The following is a 21,984-nucleotide window of genomic DNA, read 5'->3' as shown; positions in this document are numbered from 1 at the left end:
TGGCCAAGATTTGCTGGCGAGACTTGCGGTAAGGAATTTTCAAGGTTAACGGGCTTACGGTCCACTGGTGTTCAGCCTGAGGGCCCGGCCATGCCGAAAGTCGTTGGCCCGAGAGAAGAGACGTAGCCGTACCGATGTTTGCCAAGCTTGCCCGCACCGGAGTCCTGATCGCCGCCATCGGCGTTGCCGGCTGCAATGATTCGTCGATGAAGAATTTCGCGCCGGAGGCCAACAAGCCGCTGCCGGACAAGATCCTCGCCGATATGCGGGCCAAGGGCATGGTGCGCACCTCCTCGGTGATGGCGCGCATCTTCAAGGAAGAAGGCAAGCTGGAGATCTGGAAGGCCAAGACCAACGGCCGCTACGAGATGGTCGCCAGCTACGACATCTGCAAATGGTCGGGCAAGCTCGGCCCCAAATACACCGAGGGCGACCGCCAGGCACCGGAAGGCTTCTACACGGTGCGTCCGTCGCAGATGAACCCGCGATCGAATTACCATCTGTCCTTCAACATCGGCTTCCCCAACGCCTATGATCGGGCCAACGGCCGCACGGGCCAGAACCTGATGGTTCATGGCGCCTGCTCGTCGTCCGGCTGCTATTCGATGACCGATGCGCAGATCGAGCAGATTTATGCCTTCGGCCGCGACGCTTTCCAGGGCGGGCAGACCGAGTTCCAGATCCAGGCCTTTCCGTTCCGCATGACCGCCGCCAACATGGCGCGCTACCGCAACGACCCGAACTACGACTTCTGGAAGATGCTGAAGGTCGGCTACGACAATTTCGAAATCACCAAGGTGCCGCCGAAGGTCGACGTCTGCGAGAAGCGCTACGTCTTCAACCAGGTCGCGCCCGAAGGCACGACCTTCGATCCGACCGGCCCCTGCCCCGAGACGACGCAGCCGGATTCGCTGAAGGCGGCCTATGCCAATTACGAGAAGAGCTACGACGCGGCCTTCAATTCGGCTGCGAATTCGAGCGCGGTGGCACCGAAGCCGACGATTTCCGGCATCAAGGAAGCCAGCATCGTTTCCGACTGGTCGAAGCGCCGAGCCCGCGGCGAGCGCGTGCCGATCGACCCGCCGTCGATGAATTCAGACGGCTCGGTGACGGAAACGACCCGCATGGGCCGCATCGATTCCCCGGCCGGCCGCAAGATGGCAGCAGCCGACGCGGAGAAGGAAGCCAAGCGCAAGGCCGAAGAGCAGCGCCTGGCGGCGATCGAAGCGGCCAAGGCCGCCAAGGAACAGGCAAAGGCGCAGGCGCTGGCCGAGAAGGAAGCCGCCAAGCAGGCGGCGCAGCAGCAGGTCGTCACCGCGGGCGTCGAGGCCACGCCCGCGCAGCCGGCGCCGGAGCAGGCCGCAGACGCCGACCAGGGCACCGTGTCGAAGCTGAAGAAGAAGCTGCTCGGCATGTTCGGCGGCTGAGATTTCCATGCATGTCGCCCAAAAGCGGAAGGCGGTTTTGGGATAACGACATGCATGAACAAAAGGCGAGACAGGCAGCCATTTACGATCTCAAGGGACTGAACTGTCCATTGCCGGTGCTGAAAGCCCGCAAGCGGCTGGCCGCGATGCGGCCCGGCAGCAGGCTGTGGCTCGAGACCACCGATCCGCTGGCGGTGATCGACATCCCGGCCTTCTGCGCCGATGCCGGCCACCAGCTTGTCGAAACGGCCGCGATCACCGGCGGTCATCGTTTCCTTGTCGAGCGCGGCAACGCGGCCTGATCTTATAGCCCGGCGATGGCCAGCGGATTGGCTTCGAGCGCCGCACGGTCCGGCGTGTCGACCGACGGCTTGTTGGTGAAGGCTGCAAACAGCCGCTCGATATAGTCATTGGGCATGTCGAGCGTGATCAGCACCAACCTGGTGCCGCGCTGGCCGTCGGGCCAGGCCGGCAGCCGTGCCGGCGGATGCAGGATCTTCTGCACGCCATGGATGACCAGCGGCCGCGACGGGTCCTCCATCAGCTCGATGACGCCCTTCATGCGCAGCAGTTTCTCGCCATGCGTCGAGCGCACAAGATCGAGGAACATCTCGATTACCGAGAACGGCACCGGGCCGTCGTGGACAAGCGAGTGCGAGCGCACGCGCGTGTCGTGGCGATGGCCATGATCATGGTGATGGTGGTGATCTTCATCGCCATCGTGATGGTGGTGATCATGCGCCGCCTCGTCACCGAGCCAGCGCCGCACATCGGCGGACTTGGTTTCGGGGTTGTAGAGCCCGCAATTGATCAGCGCCGCAGCACCCGTGCCGGCCTCGTTGACATCGAGCACGACAGCGCCCGGATTGATCTGCTTGAGCCTCGCCCGCAATATCTCGATCTCGGCCGTCCCGGCAAGGTCGGTCTTGGTCAGCACGATGCGGTCGGCCACCGCCGCCTGCTTGACTGCCTCGACATGGCTGTCGAGCGTCGCCTCGCCGTTGACGGCGTCGACCAGCGTGATGACGCCGTCGAGCCGGAAGGCCTGCACCAGCGCCGGATGCGCCATGATCGACTGCAGCACGGGTGCCGGATCGGCCAGACCCGTCGTCTCGACGACGACACGGGCCAGTTTCGCGATATGGCCGGTCTGCAACCGGTCGACGAGGTCGGCAAGTGTGTCGACCAGGTCGCCGCGCACCGTGCAGCAGAGGCAGCCGTCGGAAAGCTGGATGATGCCGTCGGAAGCCTGTTCGACCAGAAGATGGTCGATCGCCACCTCACCGAACTCGTTGATGATGACCGCCGTGTCGGCAAGCCCCGGATCCTTGAGCAGCCGGTTGAGCAGTGTCGTCTTGCCGGCGCCGAGAAAGCCGGTGAGCACCGAAACGGGAATGGGAAAGCCGCTAGCCATGGCAGGGGTCAGTTCGCCGCCTTGGCGGGCTGGTCGCCCTGCGCGGCAGCGGCAGCCGTTCCGGTCGCCAGCGGCTCGGCACCGGCCGGCGCCGGCCTGTCGGGCCGCCAGCTCGGCAGCGGCACGTCGGCATAGTTCTGATCGACCTGGTCGACGAAAGCCTTCGGCGCCGGCCCGGTGGCGCCGCCGAGGCCTACCGCGATCAGCGTCGGGTGGTCGAGTTTCACCTGATAAGGCGATTTCGGCTTGTCCTTGGCGTCGACGGTGGGGGCGGCCTCGGATTGCTCGTCCTTCGGCTTCTTCTTGCAGATCTCGTCATGCATGTCGTTGGGCGACAGCGTGTCGCCATACGGCTTGAGAGCGGCCAGCGTGGTCGAACCCGCCGCCGTCGAGTCAAAACCCTGGTCGAGCAGCTTTGCCGCCGCCTCGGCGCGGCTGACCGCCGATTTCTCGCCAAGCACCACGGCCACCAGCGTGCGGCCGTTGCGCGTCGCCGAGCCGATCATGTTGAATCCGGAAGGGCAGACGAAGCCGGTCTTCATGCCGTCGGCGCCGGGATAGCGACCGATCAGCAGATTGTAGTTGGGAAGCGCCTTCTTGCCGACGGCAAGTCCCTCGATCGAGAACCACGGCGCATATTGCGGGAAATCGTTGCGGATCGCCGTTACCAGGACGGCGAGGTCGCGCGCGGTCGTGTACTGTTCCGGCGAATAAAGTCCGTTCGGGTTGACGAAATGCGTTCCGACCATGCCGAGCCGGGCCGCCTCGGCGTTCATGCGGTCGGCGAAGGCGGCTTGCGACCCGCCGATATTCTCGCCGACGGCCATGGCGATGTCGTTGGCCGACTTGACCAGCATCATCTTCAGCGCATTGTCGAGCCGCATTACCGAGCCGGGCTTGAAGCCCATCTTGCTCGGCGGCTCACCGGCCGAATGTTTCGTTACCTTGATCGGCGAATCGAGCGCCACCTCGCCGGCCTGGATGGCTCGGAAGGTGACATAGGCCGTCATCAGCTTGCTGAGCGAGGCCGGATACCAGCGCTTGAACGCGTCCTGATGCTCCAGAATGGAGCCGCTCTTCAGGTCGAAAAGGACGACCGGATTGGCACGGGCCGCGCCGATAAACACCGGAAGCGCCAGCGCGCCTGCCAGCAACAGGTTGAGGAAATGCCTTTGCCGCATGATCAAATCCGAAATCGCCTCTTGCCGTAGTCGCCGCCGGGTCCGTAAGATTTCGTTACCCATCGCCAGCATAAATGCGGCCCGACCCCTCGATCCGGAACGCATTGTTGCGGTGCTATTTACCCTATGTGACGCCAAAATGGCAAAGTGCAAGACATTCACAATTGCTGAGTTGCGGCTCTGAACCGACTGCCGCCAATCAACCAAGGACCGATCATGCCGATTCTGAACCGCGCCGCGGAAATGCAAGAAGAAGTTGCCGGCTGGCGACGACATCTGCACCAGACACCGGAACTGAATTTCGACGTCCACCAGACTGCCGACTTCGTCACCGAAAAGCTGAAAGCCTTTGGCTGCGACGAAGTGGTCACGGGGCTGGGCAAGACCGGCGTCGTCGGCATCATCCGCGGCCGCAAGGGCGATGGCGCGACCATCGGGCTGCGCGCCGACATGGACGCGCTGCCGATCGACGAGATCACCGGCAAGCCATGGGCCTCGACCGTGCGCGGCAAGATGCATGCCTGCGGCCATGACGGCCATACCGCAATGCTGCTGGGCGCCGCCAAATATCTCGCCGAGACGCGCAATTTCGCCGGCAGCGTGGCGGTGATCTTCCAGCCGGCCGAGGAAGGCGGCGGCGGCGGCAACGAAATGGTCAAGGACGGCATGATGGAGCGCTTCGGCATCGAGAAAGTGTTCGGCATGCACAATATGCCGGGCCTGCCGGTCGGCCAGTTCGCCATCAAGCCCGGCCCGATCATGGCCGCGACCGCCGAGTTCACCATCACCGTCAAGGGCCGCGGCGGCCATGCCGCGATGCCGCACGGCACGATCGACCCGATCGTCATCACCAGCCAGCTGGTCGGCGCGCTGCAGACCATCGCCTCGCGCAGCACCGATCCGGTCGAGGCCGTGGTGGTGTCGGTGACGAAGTTCCATGCCGGCGACGCCTATAACGTTATCCCCGAAAGCGCCGAGATCGCCGGCACCGTGCGCACGCTGAAGAAGGAAGTGGCCAAGAAATCGGAAGAGCGCATCCGCGCCATCTGCGCCGGCATCGCGACCGCCTTCGGCGCCACCATCGATGTCGATTACGACGCCAACTACCCCGTCACCTTCAACCATGCCGAGGAAACCGTGTTTGCCGGCGATATCGCCGCCAACGTCGCCGGCGACAGCCACGTCCACCGCGCCATCCAGCCGGTGATGGGCGGCGAGGACTTCTCCTACATGCTGGAAGCCCGGCCCGGCGCCTTCATCTTCATCGGCAACGGCGATACCGCCGGCCTGCACCACCCGGCCTATGACTTCAACGACGAGGTCATCCCGCACGGCATGAGCTATTGGGTGAGGCTGGCGGAGACGGCGCTCGCGGCTTGAGCGGCGCGAAGGCGGCGATCATTTCGCCGCCATGCAGGTCAGGCCACGCGGCCTGACCTGGACGGACGCCCGCCGCCTTCGGGAAAGCACCTCGCATGCCCCTTGGCGAACCGGCCCGAAGCGTTTATGTGTCGGGCCGCGTGGTCCCGTAGCTCAGTAGGATAGAGCGGCAGATTCCTAATCTGTAGGTCACAGGTTCGATTCCTGTCGGGATCACCACTCTTCCAGCAGGCCGGTGAAAAAGTGCGGGCCGACGGTGCCGCGCCGGTCCCGCAATCGGCGCATCGGTCTGGAGGCGGCCGATGCGCGGCAAACCCCGAACCCTCAGGCAACCTTGCGATCGGGCCGGCGCGCGAAGATCTCCTGGACCTTGGCCGCGACCGCCTTGCCGAGGTCGCGGTTGTTCTCGGCGGTGAAGTGAATGCCGTCGCAGCCGTCGGTGGTGATGAAATCCCCGGCATTGAGGAAATCGACCTTCGTGAAGTCGGCCATGGCGCGATATTCAGCCGCGAGCGCGGCCGTCTTCTCATGGCCGCCGGCGAACATGCCCTGGAAGAAGGGATGCGGCATCGGGGTCAGCGGCGGCGGCGCGATCACCAACGCCTGGGGGGCCGGATAGGGGGTGCCGACACCGCCGGCGCTGGTGAGTATCTGGCCGACGAGCTTGGCCATGCCGTTGGCGATCTCATAGGGCGTGCGGCGGAAGAACGACTTGGTGTCGTTGGTGCCGAGCATCACGATGACGAGATCGAGCGGCAGGTGGCTGGCAATGGCCGAGGGCAGATAGGCGCTGCCGTTGAGGCGCGGATCGTTGGGGTCGTCGAGGCTGGTGGTGCGGGCACTCAAACCTTCCTCGATCACATGATACCCATCGCCAAGATGCAAGGCCATCGCGCCCGTCCAGCGATCCTGATAGGCGTAGCGATGCGTCGGCGATCCCTCGATGACCGGAATCCAGCCCCAGGTCAGCGAATCTCCAAAACACAAAATCGATCTTCTGGTCATGTCTCCAATCCATTTCCCTATGCGATTGATTATTGGCCGCTCCGAACTTGCCCCGCCCTCAGGCCGACCTGCTCCTGATACCGTAGAGGATCGCCGCAAGCAGGATGATGAGGCCCTGCGCAATCAGCTTGCCTGGCTCGTCGATGCCGAAGGTTGTCATCACCACGAACAGCAGCGCGAACGAGAGCACGCCGAAGAACGGCCCCCAGACGCCGCCTTCCCCGCGGCCGAAAACGACGCCGCCAAGGATGGTCGCGGCGACCGCCAGGATCGGCAGGTCGAGACCGACCCTGACGCTGCCGACGGCGATCGAGGCCGTCTGGACGAGCGCCGCGACACCTGCGAACAGACCCGCCAGCGTGTGCGCAAGCACGACGGTGCGGGCAACCGGGACGCCGGAGAAATGCGCCGCCTGCACGTTCTCGCCGACCGACGTCACGTAACGGCCGAAGACCGCGCGGGACAGGAACAAAGACAGCGCGGCCGAAACCGCCACCCAGAAGATCACAGGCGTCGGCACCGGGCCGAGCTTGGTGTTGTAAATGTTGCCGAACATGCCGGGCACATCGCCAGGCGGCTTGCCGCTCGACAGATATTGCACGATCCCGACCAGGACGATGCCGACCGCGAGCGTGACGATGACCGCCGAGACCCGCCTCACCCCGACCATCAGTCCGTTGAAGAACCCGACGGCCAGCCCGATGGCCAGCGCCAGGACAATGAAGAAAGCCATGGAGGCGCCGGGAAAGACGCCGGACGAGATGGTGTAGTTGATGAGCAGGATAACCCCGCCGCCCGACAGGTCGATGCTTCGTACTCGCATCACCAGAAGCTGGCCGAGCACCAATATGCCGAGCGGCACGATCTGGCGCACGAATATGCCCATGATGTTGAGATTGAGCATGTTCGGCCGCGCGACCCACAGAACCAGGAGCAGCACGGCAAAGACGTAATAGGCCGGCGGGATGCGAAGCAGGCGGCGCATGACGGGGTTGGCGAGCGCGGTAGCCACCTACAACCCCATTTTCTTGCGTGACTGCAGGGCGACCACCAGAAGCAGGATCGCCCCCTTGATGGTGGTCTGGACGAATGGCGACACATTCGTCAGGTTCATGCCGTTGGCGAGCAGCGCCATGACGAGGGCGCCGATGACGGTTCCATGCAGGCTGCCGATGCCGCCGGAAAGCTGGGTGCCGCCGATGGCGACGGCCGTGATCGCGTCGAGCTCGAAGAGCAGTCCGACATTCGGGTCGCCCGAGACGATGCGCCCGGCGAGGAAAATGCCGGCAAGGGCCGCGAAGCAGGCGCAGATCACATAGGCAAGCACGATGTTGCGCCGATCGTCGATGCCGAAATTATGCGCCGCATCCTCCAGGCCGGACGACACGCCGCCACCGATCGCGAAAAGGTGCAGCCCGAAACGGGAACCGTAGACAAGCTTCCAGGCGACCAGGAGGGTGAATATCCCCCAGAACACCGGCATGGGCACCCCAAGGAAGGAACCGGCGACGGCGCTGATGACGACATCCGGCACCGTGCCTCCCGAAACCGGCCGTAGCACCCGCGTGATACCGAGCAGAATATACTGCATCGACAACGTCGCGATGATCGGATGGACGTTGAAGCGGGTAATGATGAAGCCGTTGGTGAAGCCGACCAGCCCGGCCAGCACGAACACCGCCGGAATCAGCACCCAGCCGGGTCCGCCGAGGGCGAGCACCGCCGTCGTGAAGCTGATCATCGACCCGACCGAAAGGTCTAGCCCGCCGAGCAGGATGACGAACATCTGGCCGACCGCCGTGATGACGAGCGGCATCGCCTGCGGCACCAGATTGAGCAGGTTTTCCCCATAGAGGAACTGCTTGGTCTGGAGGCTTAGCCAAAGCGCGATCGCCAGGGCGATCAGCAAGGGCAGCAACCACATGCCCTGTCTGGATCCCCTCGCGCCTGTCAGGCGTCTGCTAATGGCTGTCATTGATGGTCCTTGCCGTCCCGTTGGCGCCGAGCGCCGCGTCGAGGATGTTGTGCTCCGTAGCGTCGGCCGCCGGCATTTCTTTCACGATCGTGTCGTTGTGGACGACGCAGATGCGGTCGCAGAGCCCGATCAGCTCGACCGTCTCGCGCGACAGCACCAGCACCGCGCCGCCCTTGCGTGCGAAATCGCGCAGCAGCCGGTAGATTTCGGACTTTGCGCCGATGTCGACGCCGCGCGTTGGCTCCTCGACGAGCAGGATGTCGATGTCGGCGGCGAGGTAGCGGCCGAGCAGCACCTTCTGCTGGTTGCCGCCGGACAGCGTGCCGACGACGGCGCCGGGACCACTGGCCTTCACGGCAAGGCTCGACATCGTGTCGGCGATCCGCCGCTGATAGCCCGCGGCCAGCGCCAGTTCCGGGCGTTTCGAATGGAGCGCGGCGGCAATGTTGTGCGCAATGGAAAGGCCGAGGAAAAGCCCGTCCTCTTTGCGGTCCTCCGGCACGAAGCCGACGCCCATCGCCTGCAGCCGGCGGACGCCGCCGCCAGGCGACACCGGCAACGGCAACGGTTTGTTCTTGATCGTCACACGGCCGGCGAAAGGATGGTGTTGGCCGACCAGCGAGCGCAGGAAACGCCGCTGGCCCTGCCCCTCCAGGCCGGCCAGCGCGACGATCTCGCCGCGGCGCAGCGACAGCGAGAACGGTCTGGAGCGCTCGGTGATGCGGAACTCCTCGACCGAAAGCATAGCGGGGCCGGGAACATCGCCGCGCTGGGGGAAGAGGTCGGCCAGCTCGCGGCCGACCATCATCGCGATCAGCGTCGCCGGTGTCATTTCGGCAATTGCCCTGGTGCCGACGAGCTCACCATCCTTGAGGACCGTGACGGTGTCGCAGATGGCGAATATCTCGTCCATGCGGTGCGAGATATAGACCACCGCCTTGCCCTCATCCTTCAACCTGCGGATGTGGCGGTTCAACACTTCGACATCGGCGGCATTGAGCGCCGCCGTCGGCTCGTCGAGGATGAACACGCTGGCGTCGGTCATGATGCCGTGCGCGATCTCGACGAACTGCCGTTCGGCAATGCTGAGCCTGGAGACGAGCGTGCCGGGGTCAAGCGTGAGGCCGAGCTCGGCCAGCGCCTTGCCGGCCTCGCGCCGCATGCGGCGATGGTCGACGCGGCCAAAGGCCATGGTCGGCTCGCGGCCGAGAAACATGTTTTCGGCGATCGTCAGATTGGGCAGCAGCGACAATTCCTGGAACACGGTCGAGATGCCGGCTTCCAGCGCATCCTTCGGCCTGTGGAACATGACCTGCCGCCCGTCGCGAACGATGGCGCCGCCGTCCGGCTGGTGGACGCCGGCGAGTATCTTCATCAGCGTCGATTTGCCGGCGCCGTTCTCGCCCATCAGCGCATGGACGGAGCCGGATTGGAGCGCGATCGAGACGCCCTTCAGCGCCGCCGTGCCGGCGAACGCCTTCCGGATATCGGACATTTCGACGAGGGCTTTCACGAAACAAGCACCGCTGCATCCAGGAAAAATCGACGGCGGGCGGCTTAAGGCCGCCCGCCGATGGCGCCACGCCTTACTTCTTGGCGTAGAACTCCTTGAGCTTGTCTTCCGGGAGGTCCGACGGCCACCAGACATTGGCAGAGAGATCGTCGCGATAGTACTTCTTGACCTTATCGAGATCCCAGCCGGGCGGGTTGTAGTCATAGTGCTTCTTCAGCTCCTTGCCTTCGAGCAGGGCTACCGCGGCGCGGATGCCGGCAGCGCCCTGGGCAGGGCTGTATTCGGCCGAGATCGACTTGAAGCCATCGGCTATCCACTGGCCGAAGAAGCCGTTGTTACCCTCGCCGGAGATCGGCGGAATCTTGGCGCCGAACTGCTTGAAGACGTCGACGCAGGCGCGCGTCATGTCGGCGCCGGAAGACCAGATGCCATCGACCTCGGGATTGTTCAGATAGAGCGTCTCGCAGAGCTTCTTGGCCTTGTCGTATTGCCAGTCGCCATGCTCCTCGGCGATGATCTTGACGTCGGTCCCCTTCAGTGCCTGCAGCAGGCCGTTGTAGCGGTTGGTGTCTTCCGGATGGCCGGCGAGCCCGCGCAGCACCCAGATATTGCCCTTGCCGCCGAGTTCCTTGACCAGGAAGTCTCCCATCACCTTGCCGAAATGCTCGGCACCGCCCTGGATTTCGGTGGTGAAGGCGTCGGACTCGATGCGGCCGGTGTGCACGATGACGGGGATGCCCGCCGCGACGGCCTTGGCGATGCTGGCGTCCGCCGAAGTGGACGTGACCGGCTGGACGATGATGGCGTCGACCTTCTGGGCGATCAGGTCCTCGATGTCGGCGACCTGCTTCTTCTGATCGAAGCCGGCATCGAGCAGGATGAATTTGGCTATGCGCTTGTCCTTGGCGGCGGCGGCCTCGGCTTCATGCGCGACCTGCACCGTCCAAGTGTTCGCGTTGACGCCGAAATGGCTCATGCCGATGACCCAGGGCGGATCCTTCTTGAATTTCCCCGCCTCGACCGTCGGATTGTCGCCGGCACGGGCGGTAACCCCGTCAAGCAAGGATACGTCACCGGCAAACGAGGGACCGCATAACATCGTCGTCGCGATCACCACCGCAGCGATTGATTGGATAATCCGTCTCACTGAGCCATCCTCCTTCTCGAGCTCCACGGACCCTGGATGCCAGGGTCACGACTTCCCCATCGGCGGTCGGCCATGGCCGAACGCCGCACCTGCCGGTCCGAGCCCGGCACTGCTTCGGTTCATTGCTCAACCCGCGCGCATGGCCGCTGGAGACAAAGCTCCAGCGTTGCCGCCATGGATCATGGCAGCCGGTCGGCGCAAAAGGTTCGGGCATTCCTCCCAGGCTCAGTTCAACCATCGATGCGGTGGGCTGTCAATAATTATTCAGAGTGATGGATTATCTTTTCAGCTTGCGCTATCTTTCCGCCGGATGGCAGGGTCGCTGGACGCGGACGGCCGACTCTCGTCCGATAATTTCTGCAAATCAGAACCTTTGGCTGGATCGGGGAGGAGCATGCGATCGGTCTTGTGCTACGGCGATTCCAACACGCATGGGCAGGTACCCGGCGGCACGCCGCTTGACCGCTACGGCCCGGCCGAGCGCTGGCCCGGTGTCATGGCAAGGGAGCTGGGCGTTGGCTGGCATGTCATCGAGGAAGGCCTCAGCGGCCGCACGACGGTGCGCGACGATCCCATCGAGGGGGCCCACAAGAACGGGCGTACTTACCTCAGGCCATGCCTGCAGAGCCATGCCGTTCTCGATCTCGTCATCATCATGCTGGGTACCAACGACCTCAAGGCACGCTTCAACCAGCCGGCCTCGGAAGTGGCGATGGCCATGGGCTGCCTCGTCTACGACATCAAGGAGCTGAAGCCTGGCCCGGCCGGCAGCGTGCCCGAGATCATGATCGTCTCGCCACCGCCGATGCTGGACGACATCAAGGAATGGCGATCGATCTTTGCGGGCGCGCCGGAGAAGTCTCGGCAGTTGGCGCTCGAATTCGAGATCATCGCCGATTCGCTCGAGGTGCATTTCTTCGACGCAGGTTCGGTCGTCACCTGCGACCCGCTCGACGGGTTCCACATCAACGGGCGGGCGCATGCGCTGCTTGGCCGCGCGCTGGCCCGCGAAATCGAAGCAATCGGGTGGCCGAATGAGAAGTGACCGCGGCATATACCGCACGACCGATTGCGAAAGGGCGCATCATGCCTGACATGCGCTTTGCACCTCCCAATCCGCTGCGCATCGCGGACCGCGCCAGCGGCCTCAACGCCGTCAGCGTGCGCGGCTACAACGAGCGCCTCGTGCTGTCGCTGCTGCTCCAGAGCAAGGACATCACTCGTCTCGAAATCGGCGAGCGGACGGGCCTGTCGGCGCAGACGGTGTCCGTCATCGTCCGCTCGCTCGAACAGGAGGGGCTGATCGCCAAGGGCGTGGCTCAGCGCGGCCGCGTCGGCCCGCCGACAGTGCCGCTTTCGCTCAATCCGGAGGGCGCCTACTCCGTCGGCATCAGCGTCGGCCACCGGCAGGTGGAGGTCGTGCTCGTCGACTTCGTCGGCTCGATCCGCTCCCGCACGGTCTTGCCGTTCTCGGCCACCACGCAGGACACCAATCATCCGCAATTCATGGGCGCCATCGCCAAGGCCATCGCCGATCTGCCTCAGCATCTCCACTCGCGCATCGCCGGCATCGGCCTGGCCTTGCCCGGCGACCAGGCCGAGCTTGAGCTGACCCCCAGGGCGACCCGAGAGCGGTTCGACGCTTTGCAGGAGGAGGTCGAAAGGGAGATCGGCTACCCCGTGTATGTCCAGAACGACATCACCGCGGCGGCCAGTGGCGAAAGCATGTTCGGCGTCGCGAAGCACCTTTCAGATTATCTTTTCTTCTATCTCGGCGCCCGCCTGCACAGCCGCCTGGTCCTCAACCACCAGATCTACAACGCAGCAGCCGCGGTGAGCTTCGATGTCGGCATACTGCGCCTGGAGGAGCAGATCAGGAAGGCAGGCCGTTCTCCTTCCGAGTTCTGGGAACGAGGCGCGGACTGGCCTTCGTTCGGCGATGCCGAGACCGCGTGGCAGCGCGACCTGGTCGGCCAAATGAAATCATCGATCGCGGCTCTGAAGCAGTTCGTTCCGCTCACCTCGGTCGTCCTGTCTTCCTACGCGCCCCAGGCGGTCTGCAAGGCGATTTGCCGGGAGCTGGAACAGGCCATGCCCGGCATAAGCGCCATAGCCGGCAACATCGAGCGGTCGCCCAAGGCAGTGGGAGCGGCCGGCCTTCCTTTCAGCTCGCGGTTCATGGTGGAGTGAAGTTCACAGCGGTCGAAGGCTGCCGAGGGGGCGATGCGCTCCCGCCAGTCCCACGCGCACCACCGTCACCTTCCGCTCCGCGGCGTGGAGCGACGACAGCGCATCCTGCGAGACGCCTTCGTCGGTGATCACTTCATCGATCTCCGAAATGTCCGAAAGCGTGCAGAAGCCGGGGGCGGTGAATTTCGAAGAGTCGACGAGCAGGATCGTCTTGCGCGCCGACGAAATCATGGCGCGCTTGAGCGAGGCCACCTCCAGCGACGTTTCCGTGAGCAGCGTGCCGGTGACGGCCGAGGCGCCGGTCATGCAGAGATCGGCATGCAGCGTCTTGATGAAGCTCTCGCCGGGCTCGCCGGCGAGGTGCCGGTAGCCCGGACGCACGGTGCCGCCGGGCAGGATGATGCGCCAGGATTTGATGCCGGCGGCGAAGTCGGCGATCTCCAGGCTGTTGGTCACCACGGTGAGCGGCAGGTCGCGTTCGGCCGCTGCGCGCACCGCCTCCATCACGGTCGAGGAACTGTCGAAGATGACGCTGTCGCGGGCGCTGAGCCGTCCGGCCGCCTCGCGGCCGATGGCGAGCTTTTCGGCGTGCTGCAATTCGGCGTTGACGGTAGTCTCGCGCTCGAAAGTGGCTCGCATCGGCTGCAGCAGATGGGCACCGCCATGCGTGCGTTCGAGATAGCCTTTCTCCACCAGGTGCTCGAGGTCGCGCCGCACCGTCGACTGCGAGCCTCCGATCGTGTCGGCCAGTTCCTGGATGCTCGCCGCGCCGTTGACACGCAGATGCTCCAGGATGAGCGCCTGCCGCTTGGCGGGAACCATTTCGACGCGTTTGCTGGGTGTGTCCATGTTCGAACCCGCCTCACCGCCGGAAGACCCGGCGCCAAATCGGCAATCCCTACCAAATCGTATAACCGCAATCCACAACCACCACCGCGCCGGTCATGGCGCTGGCCGCGTCCGAGGCGAGGAAGAGGATGGGCGCCGCAATCTCATCCGGCTGCGCGACGCGCCGCATCGGGGTCATCTCCATCCACACCGGCATCAGCTTGTCGTCGCTGAAGCCGCCGCGCGACATCACCGTATCGACATAGGTCGGCGCCACGCAGTTGACCCGCACACCGCGCGCGGCCCATTCGCCGGCGAGCGAGCGTGTCATGTGATGGACAGCGGCCTTGGCCGCGTTGTAGTGGGCTTGGCGCTGCGGCTTGTTGGAGATCAGCCCGGACATCGAGCCCAGGGTCACGATCGAGCCGCGGCCGCGTTCGAGCATTGGTCTGGCGAACTCGCGGCAGGACCAGTAGGCGCCGTTGAGATCGACATCCACCACCTTCAGCCAGACCTCGTCGCTCATCTCCTCGCCGCCCGTGTCGGGCCAGGCGATGCCGGCGTTGGCGATCAATATGTCGACCGCGCCGTGGCGCTCATTGGTAACCCTTGCGGCCGCGGCGACCGCCTTTGAATCGGTGACGTCGAGCTCAACCGCCTCGACCGCGTAGCCCTTCTGCTTCAGCTCATCGCGCCCGGCCGCCAGCACCTTTGGATCGAAGTCGGAGATGATGACTTTCGCGCCGGCCTCCGCCAGTGCCTCGGCGGTCGACAGGCCGATACCGCGGCCGCCGCCGGTGATGAAAGCGGTCTTGCCGTCGAGGCGGAATCGTTCGAGAAACATCGAAATTGTCCTTCAGGCGTGTTGGAGGTCTTGGCCGGCGTTGGCGTGGCGTGCCCGCCCCAGGATCAGCAGGCAGCCGGCAGTGAAACTGTCGCCGAGGCCGAGCGTCGTTGCCGGCTTGTCCAGATAGGGCGACGCGCAGGCGACGAAGGTCCAGCGCCCTTTGCGCACGGGCGCCTCGAACGGAAGCGGATGGAACTCGGCGGCCGGCGAGATCGATATATACCGTGCCGGCGCGCCGTTCGCGGCCCTGGCGCTGGCGATGGCGCAGCCCGCCATCAGCGCCAGCTCTTCTTCCTTTGGATCGTTGAGCGTCGCGGCGGCCGCCCAGGTATCGGCATGCACGCAGACGCGCTCGATGCCGAGCCGTTCGCCGAGCCCGACAAGCGCCTCCATCGGATGATGGGCGGACGGGCTCATGGCAAGCAATTCGGAATGGCTCATGCCGAGCGAGGTGATCGCCCCGCGCGCATGCGAGAGAAGCTCGTCGACCGCCTGCTGCGAGGCATAGCCGGCGAGCTCGAAATGAATGGTGCGCAGGCCGGCGCCCTTCCAGTCGCGGCTGAGCGCGAAGACATGCCGACTGGCGGTGCCGACATTGTCAGTCGCTTCGTCGTTGAGGCCGGAAAGCAGCCCGGCCGCGGCGGACGGCGCCAGTTTACGCGACAGGCTTTCGAAGCCGGCATCATGTTGGATGCCGCGATCGCCGAAGCGGATGATGACCCGCGAGGAGCGCGGCGGCACCAACGGACCGATCGCCCGGCCGGCGGTGAATTCGAAGATGAAGATCTCCGGGATATGCGGCCCGGAGGCCGGCACTTCGTCCGCGGTTTTGAGTGCCCCGCTTTCCGCCAGGAGAACGCCAGGCGGTATCTGCCGCAGCATCAGGTCATGGCGATCTTCCAGCGCCACCAGGGAGCGAACGCCGAGTTGCCCGAGCACCCACGCCGCCTGCGGTCCGGTTCCGCCCAGTGCATAGCGCGGCCGCAGGCGCTCGCGCAGCCATGCCGGGCCTTCCGGCCAGTCGAAGCGCACCTCGCCACCCACGCCGCGCGCGGCGCGCGAAAGCAGCAGCGCCGCAAGTCGCGCCACTTGCGTGTCGGCCGGCGCTTCCAGCAGCGGCTGGATGTCGTTCATCTCGACCCGCGCATCGACGCATGCGCTGATCCCGCACAGGAAAAGCCCCGCCGCCGACAGCTGCCCGCTGCCCAACGGACCCGATTTCGGATCGGTCAGAGCCGCATAGCGTTCCGCGAACGACCCGGAGGCGATATCGCTCATGCCGCGCCTTTCCTCCTCAACCGGCAGCTTGTCAATTGCTATCATTATCTTCCAAATCGTCAACGCGATTTTTGCCCGCATATCGCAAAGGAGCGTCACGTGAAAGGGCCCACGAACTGCGCCAACAGCGGCTCGAACTCCGATCGAAGATGCAACCCGCACTCGCTCAGGGCATAAAATGCGGCAAAATCAAATATTTCACTAAGTTCCCCTTTTCACCGACCTTCTGCCCGGGAATTGTCATGTCGCTAAACCAAGCGCTTTCCAAATTAGAGAGAGTTAGATAGCTATTGACAGATTATGAGAATTTTCGCCATAGTGAGGCACGCTTGGATCGCGACACCCGCGGCGGTGCACAGCAGATTTTACCGAGGAAGATTATGGTCACGAGACTGGACAGGAAATTGGCGAACATTCGAGCCGGCCTTTACACGCGGTCCGATTTCGTTATCGCCGATGCCAAGGACAGCGATGTCGGCGCCGGCGTGACCGCCACGGGCTTCGACTATTCGGTCAAGCCGCCGCGCCGCCGCAGCCGTCAGGAATTCATTGCCCAGATCGAGGAGATCATCAAACAGGACGTGGTCGACATCATGCTGGTGTCGCAGTCGAATCTCGAGCTTCTCGACGAGCGCGGCGCCTTCTTCGGCAGCGAAGTGAAGCCCGCCATCCGCGGCAATCTGGAGACGATGTGCTGGGGCGCCGTGCGCCACGGCACATATGTGCAGACCCCGTCGGTGCCCTTCCGCGACACCAATCTGGCGCGCGCCGTCGCCCATTATCCCGCGCACGGCACCGACCTCGCCCTCTATTCGGTTTCGTTCAGCAACGATGTCGATCTCGACGTCCGCGCCCTGAACGCTTTTGCGGAATTCCGCGCCGAGGCGGCCCGGGTCGGCTTTAAATATTTCTACGAGGTCTTCAATCCGAGCATCGATCTCGGCTTCAGCCGCGAGCAGACCGGCGAATTCGTCAACGACAACATCATCAAGTCGCTGGCGAGCGTGCCGAAGGCCGAGCGTCCGCTGTTCCTGAAGACCCCCTATAACGGACCAAGGGCATTGGAGGAGCTCGCCAGCTTCGACAGCGAGCTGATCGTCGGCGTGCTCGGCGGTGGCGCCGGCACGACGCGCGACACGTTCGAGCTGGTCGCCCAGTCGGAGCGTCACGGCGCCCGCCTCGCGCTGTTCGGCCGCAAGATCAACCTCGCCGAAGCGCCGCTGCAGCTCATCGTCCTGATGCGCGCCGTAGCCGACGGCACGATCGCGCCGGAAGAGGCGGTACGGGCCTATCACGGCGAATTGCAGAAGCTCGGGCTGACGCCGAACCGGCTGCTCGCCGACGACCGCGCGATCACCGAAGAAGTGCTGACCGAAGCGGCCGCCAAGGCGGCCTGACGCAAGCGTGGCGGCTTTCGCCGTCATCCAAGCGTGGCGGCTTCGCCGCCGTCGCGTGCAGCTATCCGCGAGATGGAGGCTCGCGGCGCGCATCATCTGGGAACTGAAAAGGGAGGAATATGATGAGAAAGATGCTGTTTCTTGCGACGACGATGCTCGCCGCCGCGCTTTATTCCGCTACCGCCAACGCCGAGCAGAAGGAGGTGACCGTCTGGTCCTGGTTCGTCCAGAGCACGATGGAAAAATCGATCGCCGCCTTCGAGAAGGCCCATCCAGACATCAAGGTCAAATACACTTATTACAACTATTCGCCCGAATACATCACCGCGCTCAAAGCCGCGGCAGCTTCGGGCAGTCTGCCCGATGTGATCGGCCTGCAGCCCGGCTCGCTCACCCAGCAATATCGTGAAAACCTCGAGGCGGTGAACGAACGCGCCGCCAAGCAGTGGGGCGACAAATGGGCGGAGAAGATTTTTCCCGTCAATCGCAAGCAGATGCTGATGGGCAATCCCAAGGGCGATGAGAATTATTACATCATCCCGCAGGAATCCCAGGTGCTCTGCATCTGGTACAATCGCAAGATCTTCGAAAAGCTCAACCTGTCCGTTCCTAAGACCTATGCCGACCTCAAGACGGCTGCCAAGGCGCTTACGGAGAACGGCTATATCCCGATGTTCCAGGGCGCTGCCGACGGCTGGCAGAACGAGAACGTCTTCCTGATGCTGGCCAACCAGTTCTCGCCCGGCATCGTCGACAAGGCGCAGGCCGGCGAGACGCCATGGACGGCGCCCGAGCTGGTCGCCGCGATGAAGGCCTGGAAAGGCCTCTTCGACGATGGCATTTTCCAACAGGGCGCGCTGGGCGCCCATGCCTATCCGACCGGCGCGCAGCTCTTCGCGCAGGGCAAGGTCGGTATGATGGCGCTGGGCTCCTGGTGGATGCAAGAGAGCAAGTTCCCGCCGCCGCTGTCGGAATATGTTCAGAACATGGAGGGCTTCGATTTCTTCTATATGCCCCCGGTCAAGGACGGCAATTCCGCTAGCCCGCCGGTCGGCGGCATCGACATCGGCTATGGGCTGACCAAGAACGGCGGCAAGAACCCGGAGGCCTGGACCTTCCTTGCCGAGCTCACCAACGGCGTCGGCCTGCAGGAAGCCCTGAACGACCTCAACGACCTGCCGGCCTTCGACGGCAATGCGCCGAAGGGCGACATCACCGACCATGTCAAGCAGATGTCGGCTCGCTTCATGGCCGACCTGCCGAAGGCCGAGAACCAGCGCTTCGCCTCGCCCGCGGTCGCCGAGGCGCTCGACAATGCGTTGGCCGGCGTCGCCGCCGGCAGCACCGAGCCGGAGGCGGCCTTGGCCGCCGTCCAGGCGGCGAGCGAGAAAGCGCTCGCGGCGAAATAACCCAAGACTAACTGCCGGGCGTGGAAACGCGCCCGGCTCTTTTTTCAGTGCCGGGTCCTTTTTCAGGTAAGATGGCGAGCATCATGAGCGCGCAGGCCATGCGAGCCGAAGCCGCCGCTGCGGCGGCGAAACGGCGATCGGCATCGAGAGCCTCGACGCTCTATCTCTTTGCCCTGCCGGCCACCCTGCTCTTCGTCGTCTTCATCGCCTATCCGATCATGTGGGTCGCAGGCCAAAGCCTTTACACCGGCACAGCGGACGGCCGAGCCGTCTTTGCCGGCTTCGCCAACTACACGACCATCCTAAGCGATCCGACCTTCTGGACCGTGGTGCGCAACATGGTGCTGTGGGGCGTCATCACGATACCCGTGCAGATGCTGATCGGCGGGCTGCTCGCCTATTTCATCGAGCGCCACACGCATGCCCTGCGTGGCTTCTTCCGCACCATGTTCTTCCTGCCGGTGGTGACGTCGGTCTCGGTCATCAGCCTGGTCTGGGTGCAGATCTACGCGCCCTATTACGGCATCGCCCAGGAATATCTGAAACATGTCGGCATCGTCATGATGACGTCGCCGATCGGCGACCCAAAGACCGCGATCTACGCGCTGATCATCGTCAACATCTGGCAATGGACCGGCTTCTCGATGCTGATGTACATCGCCGGCATCGCCAACCTGCCGAGCGAAGTGCTCGACGCCGCCCGCATCGACGGCGCCAGGGGCTGGCGGCTTGCCGTCCACATCATCGTGCCGATGCTTTCGCCGGCGACCAAGTCGCTGCTTTTGCTCGGCGTCATCGGCACGCTGCAGACCTTCCCGATCGTGCATCTGATGACCGGCGGCGGTCCGAACCGGGCGAGCGAGGTCTTCGGCACCTTCATCTTCAAACAGAGCTTCGTGCTCGGCGACACCGCCAGCGGCGCTGCGCTTTCCGTCATCGTGCTGGTCATCGCGCTGGTGCTGTCGCTGGTCCAGATCGCGCTGCTCGGCGCCCGCCTGTCGCCCGCCGGGAAGGAGCAGCCATGACGCCGTTTCTTTCCCGCAACCGCATCCGCGGCCTGCTCATTCATGCGGTGCTCTTCATCGTGCTCGGCTTCTGGATGGTGCCGCAAGTCTACATGCTGTCGATCGGACTGCGCACCCCGGCGCAGGCCTTCGATGCCGCCTTATTTACCTGGCCGGTGACCTTCGACAATTTCGTCACCGTGATCCGCGGCAATCCGCTGGGCGGCATCTTCCTCAATAGCCTGATCATCACCGTAGCCACGGTGGCGATCGTCGTCGCGGTCTCCTCGCTCTTTGCCTTCGCCTGCGCGATTCTCAGGCTGAAGGGCTCGATGCTGCTCTACACGACGCTTCTCACCACGCTGATGGTACCTCTCGCCTCCATGGTCCTGCCCTTGGCGATCCTGCTCAAGACCTTCGGCTGGGTGAACACTTATATCGGCCTCATCCTGCCCTATGCCGCGCTCGGCGTGCCTTTCGCCATGGTCATCCTCAAGGCTTTCATGGAGGATGCGCCGCGCGAGCTCTTCGAGGCGGCGAGGGTCGACGGCTGCAACGCATGGCAGACCTATTGGCATGTGGCCCTGCCGCTGGTGCGGCCGGCGCTCGTCTTCGTCACCATCTGGCAGTTCATCGTCACCTGGAACGAGTTCTTCCTCGCCCTCATCGTGCTGACCAAGAGCGAGATGAAGACGCTGACCATCGTGCCGATGCAGTACTCCGGCCTCTATATGGCCAACCCGGGCGCGCTCTTCGCGATCCTGACGCTGATCGCGCTCCCCTTGATCCTGCTTTATGTGCTGGTGCAGCGCGCCTTCGTGCGTGGCCTGCTAGCCGGCGCGGTGAAAGGTTAGGCCATGGCCACACTGAGCATCGACAAGATCACCAAGGCATTCGGCCACACCACCGTCATCCCCGAGCTGTCGCTGACTATCGAGGACGGCGAGTTCTGCGTCCTGGTCGGACCATCAGGTTGCGGCAAGTCCACGCTGCTTCGGATCATCGCCGGGCTGGAGCCGATCAGCTCCGGCCGCATCCTGGTCGACGGCGTCGACATGAGCGACGCCGAGCCACCGGAACGGGGCGTCGCCATGGTGTTCCAGTCCTACGCGCTCTATCCGCATATGGATGTCGGCCGCAATATCGGCTTCGGCCTCAAGATCGCTCGCACACCGGTTTCCGAGATCGCCGAGCGCGTCGGCCGCGCCGCCGAGAAATTGCGCCTCGGCTCCTATCTCAAGCGCAAGCCACGCGAGCTTTCCGGCGGCCAGCGCCAGCGCGTCGCGATCGGCCGCGCCATGACGCGCAAGCCGAAGCTGTTCCTGCTCGACGAGCCGCTCTCCAACCTCGATGCAGCGCTCCGCGTCGGCATGCGCGTCGAGATCGCGCGGCTGAAGGCCGAGCTCGCCTCCACCATGGTCTATGTCACGCATGACCAGGTCGAGGCGATGACGCTGGCCGACCGCATCGTCGTCATGAATGGCGGCCGCATAGAACAGGTCGGCGCGCCGCTCGACCTCTATCACCGGCCGGCAAACCTGTTCGTCGCGGGCTTCATCGGCTCGCCGGCGATGAATTTTCTGAACGGCAAGGTCGAGGCCGTCCGCGACGTCGTCGCGACAATCGCGCTTTCGATGGGGCCGACGCTGAGAATTCCGATCGCGCAACGCGTCGAGCCCGGCGATGCGGTCACCCTCGGCATCCGCCCCGAACATGTCGTGCTTGCCGACGAACGGCGCTCCGACAGCTTTGTCGTGCAGGCTGCGATGGTCGAGTTGCTCGGCAGCGACACTTTCGTCCACGCGGGCCAGCATGGCGAAAGCCTGGTCATCCGCGACAGCCGCGGCCGGATCGTGCGCGCGGGCGATCGCCTCGCGATCTCCTTGCCGCCCAACGCCTGCCACCTCTTCAACAAGGCCGGCCAGAGAATTTCCGATGTGGCGGCTGCCACCGAGTCCGCCTGACACGGACCCGAAAGACATCGCAGAG

Annotated in this window: 20 protein-coding genes and 1 tRNA gene; 11 read left to right on the top strand and 10 right to left on the bottom strand. The window is 64.3% G+C overall.

Annotated features, from left to right (window positions below; all coding sequences use genetic code 11):
- The first annotated feature begins 134 nt into the window (after positions 1–134).
- Positions 135–1,427, top strand: a complete 1,293-nt coding sequence (locus RFM98_RS22080; RefSeq protein WP_320310817.1) for a L,D-transpeptidase family protein — start codon at positions 135–137, stop codon at positions 1,425–1,427.
- 50 nt (positions 1,428–1,477) lie between these two features.
- On the top strand, positions 1,478–1,729 hold the full coding sequence (locus tag RFM98_RS22075) for a sulfurtransferase TusA family protein (protein ID WP_320310816.1): 252 nt from the start codon (positions 1,478–1,480) through the stop codon (positions 1,727–1,729).
- Between the two features lie 2 nt (positions 1,730–1,731).
- On the opposite strand, the gene RFM98_RS22070 is transcribed toward RFM98_RS22075, so the two are convergent.
- Together RFM98_RS22070 and RFM98_RS22065 are read right to left on the bottom strand one after the other, a co-directional pair.
- Positions 1,732–2,841 (bottom strand): CobW family GTP-binding protein, encoded by a 1,110-nt coding sequence (locus RFM98_RS22070; RefSeq protein ID WP_320310815.1) that lies wholly within the window; start codon positions 2,839–2,841, stop codon positions 1,732–1,734.
- 8 nt (positions 2,842–2,849) lie between these two features.
- Positions 2,850–4,022 (bottom strand): D-alanyl-D-alanine carboxypeptidase family protein, encoded by a 1,173-nt coding sequence (locus tag RFM98_RS22065; protein WP_320310814.1) that lies wholly within the window; start codon positions 4,020–4,022, stop codon positions 2,850–2,852.
- A gap of 216 nt (positions 4,023–4,238) precedes the next feature.
- Here RFM98_RS22065 and RFM98_RS22060 point away from each other — a divergent pair, with 216 nt between their 5' ends.
- Together RFM98_RS22060 and RFM98_RS22055 are read left to right on the top strand one after the other, a co-directional pair.
- Positions 4,239–5,402 (top strand): M20 aminoacylase family protein, encoded by a 1,164-nt coding sequence (locus tag RFM98_RS22060; protein ID WP_320310813.1) that lies wholly within the window; start codon positions 4,239–4,241, stop codon positions 5,400–5,402.
- A gap of 142 nt (positions 5,403–5,544) precedes the next feature.
- Positions 5,545–5,621 (top strand) — tRNA-Arg (locus RFM98_RS22055).
- Between the two features lie 105 nt (positions 5,622–5,726).
- Here the strand turns inward: RFM98_RS22055 and RFM98_RS22050 are convergent.
- The 5 genes from RFM98_RS22050 to RFM98_RS22030 form a co-directional block, all read right to left on the bottom strand.
- Positions 5,727–6,407: an SGNH/GDSL hydrolase family protein gene (locus tag RFM98_RS22050; protein ID WP_320310812.1), complete on the bottom strand. Its 681-nt coding sequence runs from the start codon at positions 6,405–6,407 to the stop codon at positions 5,727–5,729.
- Positions 6,408–6,465: 58 nt separating this feature from the next.
- Entirely contained in the window at positions 6,466–7,392 is a 927-nt protein-coding gene (locus tag RFM98_RS22045; protein WP_320310898.1) for an ABC transporter permease, read from the bottom strand.
- 27 nt (positions 7,393–7,419) lie between these two features.
- Entirely contained in the window at positions 7,420–8,382 is a 963-nt protein-coding gene (locus tag RFM98_RS22040; RefSeq protein WP_320310811.1) for an ABC transporter permease, read from the bottom strand.
- A complete protein-coding gene (locus tag RFM98_RS22035) occupies positions 8,369–9,895 on the bottom strand; it encodes a sugar ABC transporter ATP-binding protein (protein ID WP_320310810.1) in 1,527 nt (508 codons plus the stop codon). The genes RFM98_RS22040 and RFM98_RS22035 overlap by 14 nt, the downstream gene beginning before the upstream one ends.
- A 73-nt stretch (positions 9,896–9,968) precedes the next feature.
- On the bottom strand, positions 9,969–10,994 hold the full coding sequence (locus RFM98_RS22030; protein ID WP_430681776.1) for an ABC transporter substrate-binding protein: 1,026 nt from the start codon (positions 10,992–10,994) through the stop codon (positions 9,969–9,971).
- 442 nt (positions 10,995–11,436) lie between these two features.
- On the opposite strand from RFM98_RS22030, the gene RFM98_RS22025 reads away from it, so the two are divergent.
- Together RFM98_RS22025 and RFM98_RS22020 are read left to right on the top strand one after the other, a co-directional pair.
- Positions 11,437–12,087 (top strand): SGNH/GDSL hydrolase family protein, encoded by a 651-nt coding sequence (locus RFM98_RS22025; RefSeq protein WP_320310809.1) that lies wholly within the window; start codon positions 11,437–11,439, stop codon positions 12,085–12,087.
- Between the two features lie 41 nt (positions 12,088–12,128).
- The gene (locus tag RFM98_RS22020) at positions 12,129–13,232 is read left to right on the top strand and encodes an ROK family transcriptional regulator (RefSeq protein ID WP_320310808.1); all 1,104 of its coding nucleotides are present in this window, start codon (positions 12,129–12,131) and stop codon (positions 13,230–13,232) included.
- Between the two features lie 3 nt (positions 13,233–13,235).
- Here the strand turns inward: RFM98_RS22020 and RFM98_RS22015 are convergent, their stop codons facing one another.
- From RFM98_RS22015 to RFM98_RS22005, 3 genes are read right to left on the bottom strand one after another with little or no spacing between them, the layout of a single operon-like run.
- Positions 13,236–14,081 carry a DeoR/GlpR family DNA-binding transcription regulator gene (locus tag RFM98_RS22015; RefSeq protein WP_320310807.1) on the bottom strand — a complete coding sequence of 282 codons (846 nt, stop codon included), beginning with the start codon at positions 14,079–14,081 and terminating at the stop codon, positions 13,236–13,238.
- 49 nt (positions 14,082–14,130) lie between these two features.
- Positions 14,131–14,904: an SDR family NAD(P)-dependent oxidoreductase gene (locus tag RFM98_RS22010; RefSeq protein ID WP_320310806.1), complete on the bottom strand. Its 774-nt coding sequence runs from the start codon at positions 14,902–14,904 to the stop codon at positions 14,131–14,133.
- 12 nt (positions 14,905–14,916) lie between these two features.
- On the bottom strand, positions 14,917–16,185 hold the full coding sequence (locus tag RFM98_RS22005; RefSeq protein ID WP_320310805.1) for an ADP-dependent glucokinase/phosphofructokinase: 1,269 nt from the start codon (positions 16,183–16,185) through the stop codon (positions 14,917–14,919).
- Between the two features lie 380 nt (positions 16,186–16,565).
- Between RFM98_RS22005 and RFM98_RS22000 the strand changes: the two genes are divergently transcribed.
- The 5 genes from RFM98_RS22000 (at position 16,566) to RFM98_RS21980 (ending at position 21,959) form a co-directional block, all read left to right on the top strand.
- Positions 16,566–17,582, top strand: a complete 1,017-nt coding sequence (locus tag RFM98_RS22000) for a hypothetical protein (RefSeq protein ID WP_320310804.1) — start codon at positions 16,566–16,568, stop codon at positions 17,580–17,582.
- Positions 17,583–17,704: 122 nt separating this feature from the next.
- A complete protein-coding gene (locus RFM98_RS21995) occupies positions 17,705–18,991 on the top strand; it encodes an ABC transporter substrate-binding protein (RefSeq protein ID WP_320214980.1) in 1,287 nt (428 codons plus the stop codon).
- An 83-nt stretch (positions 18,992–19,074) separates the two neighbouring features.
- Positions 19,075–20,016, top strand: coding sequence for a carbohydrate ABC transporter permease (locus tag RFM98_RS21990; protein WP_320310803.1), 942 nt, complete (start codon positions 19,075–19,077; stop codon positions 20,014–20,016).
- Positions 20,013–20,849, top strand: a complete 837-nt coding sequence (locus RFM98_RS21985) for a carbohydrate ABC transporter permease (protein WP_320310802.1) — start codon at positions 20,013–20,015, stop codon at positions 20,847–20,849. The genes RFM98_RS21990 and RFM98_RS21985 overlap by 4 nt, the downstream gene beginning before the upstream one ends.
- A gap of 3 nt (positions 20,850–20,852) precedes the next feature.
- Positions 20,853–21,959, top strand: a complete 1,107-nt coding sequence (locus RFM98_RS21980; RefSeq protein ID WP_320310801.1) for an ABC transporter ATP-binding protein — start codon at positions 20,853–20,855, stop codon at positions 21,957–21,959.
- Positions 21,960–21,984 lie beyond the last annotated feature (25 nt).

It is taken from the genome of Mesorhizobium australafricanum (genome assembly GCF_033977265.1).
Lineage (GTDB): Bacteria > Pseudomonadota > Alphaproteobacteria > Rhizobiales > Rhizobiaceae > Mesorhizobium > Mesorhizobium australafricanum.
This window is presented reverse-complemented; position numbering and strand designations above follow the sequence as displayed.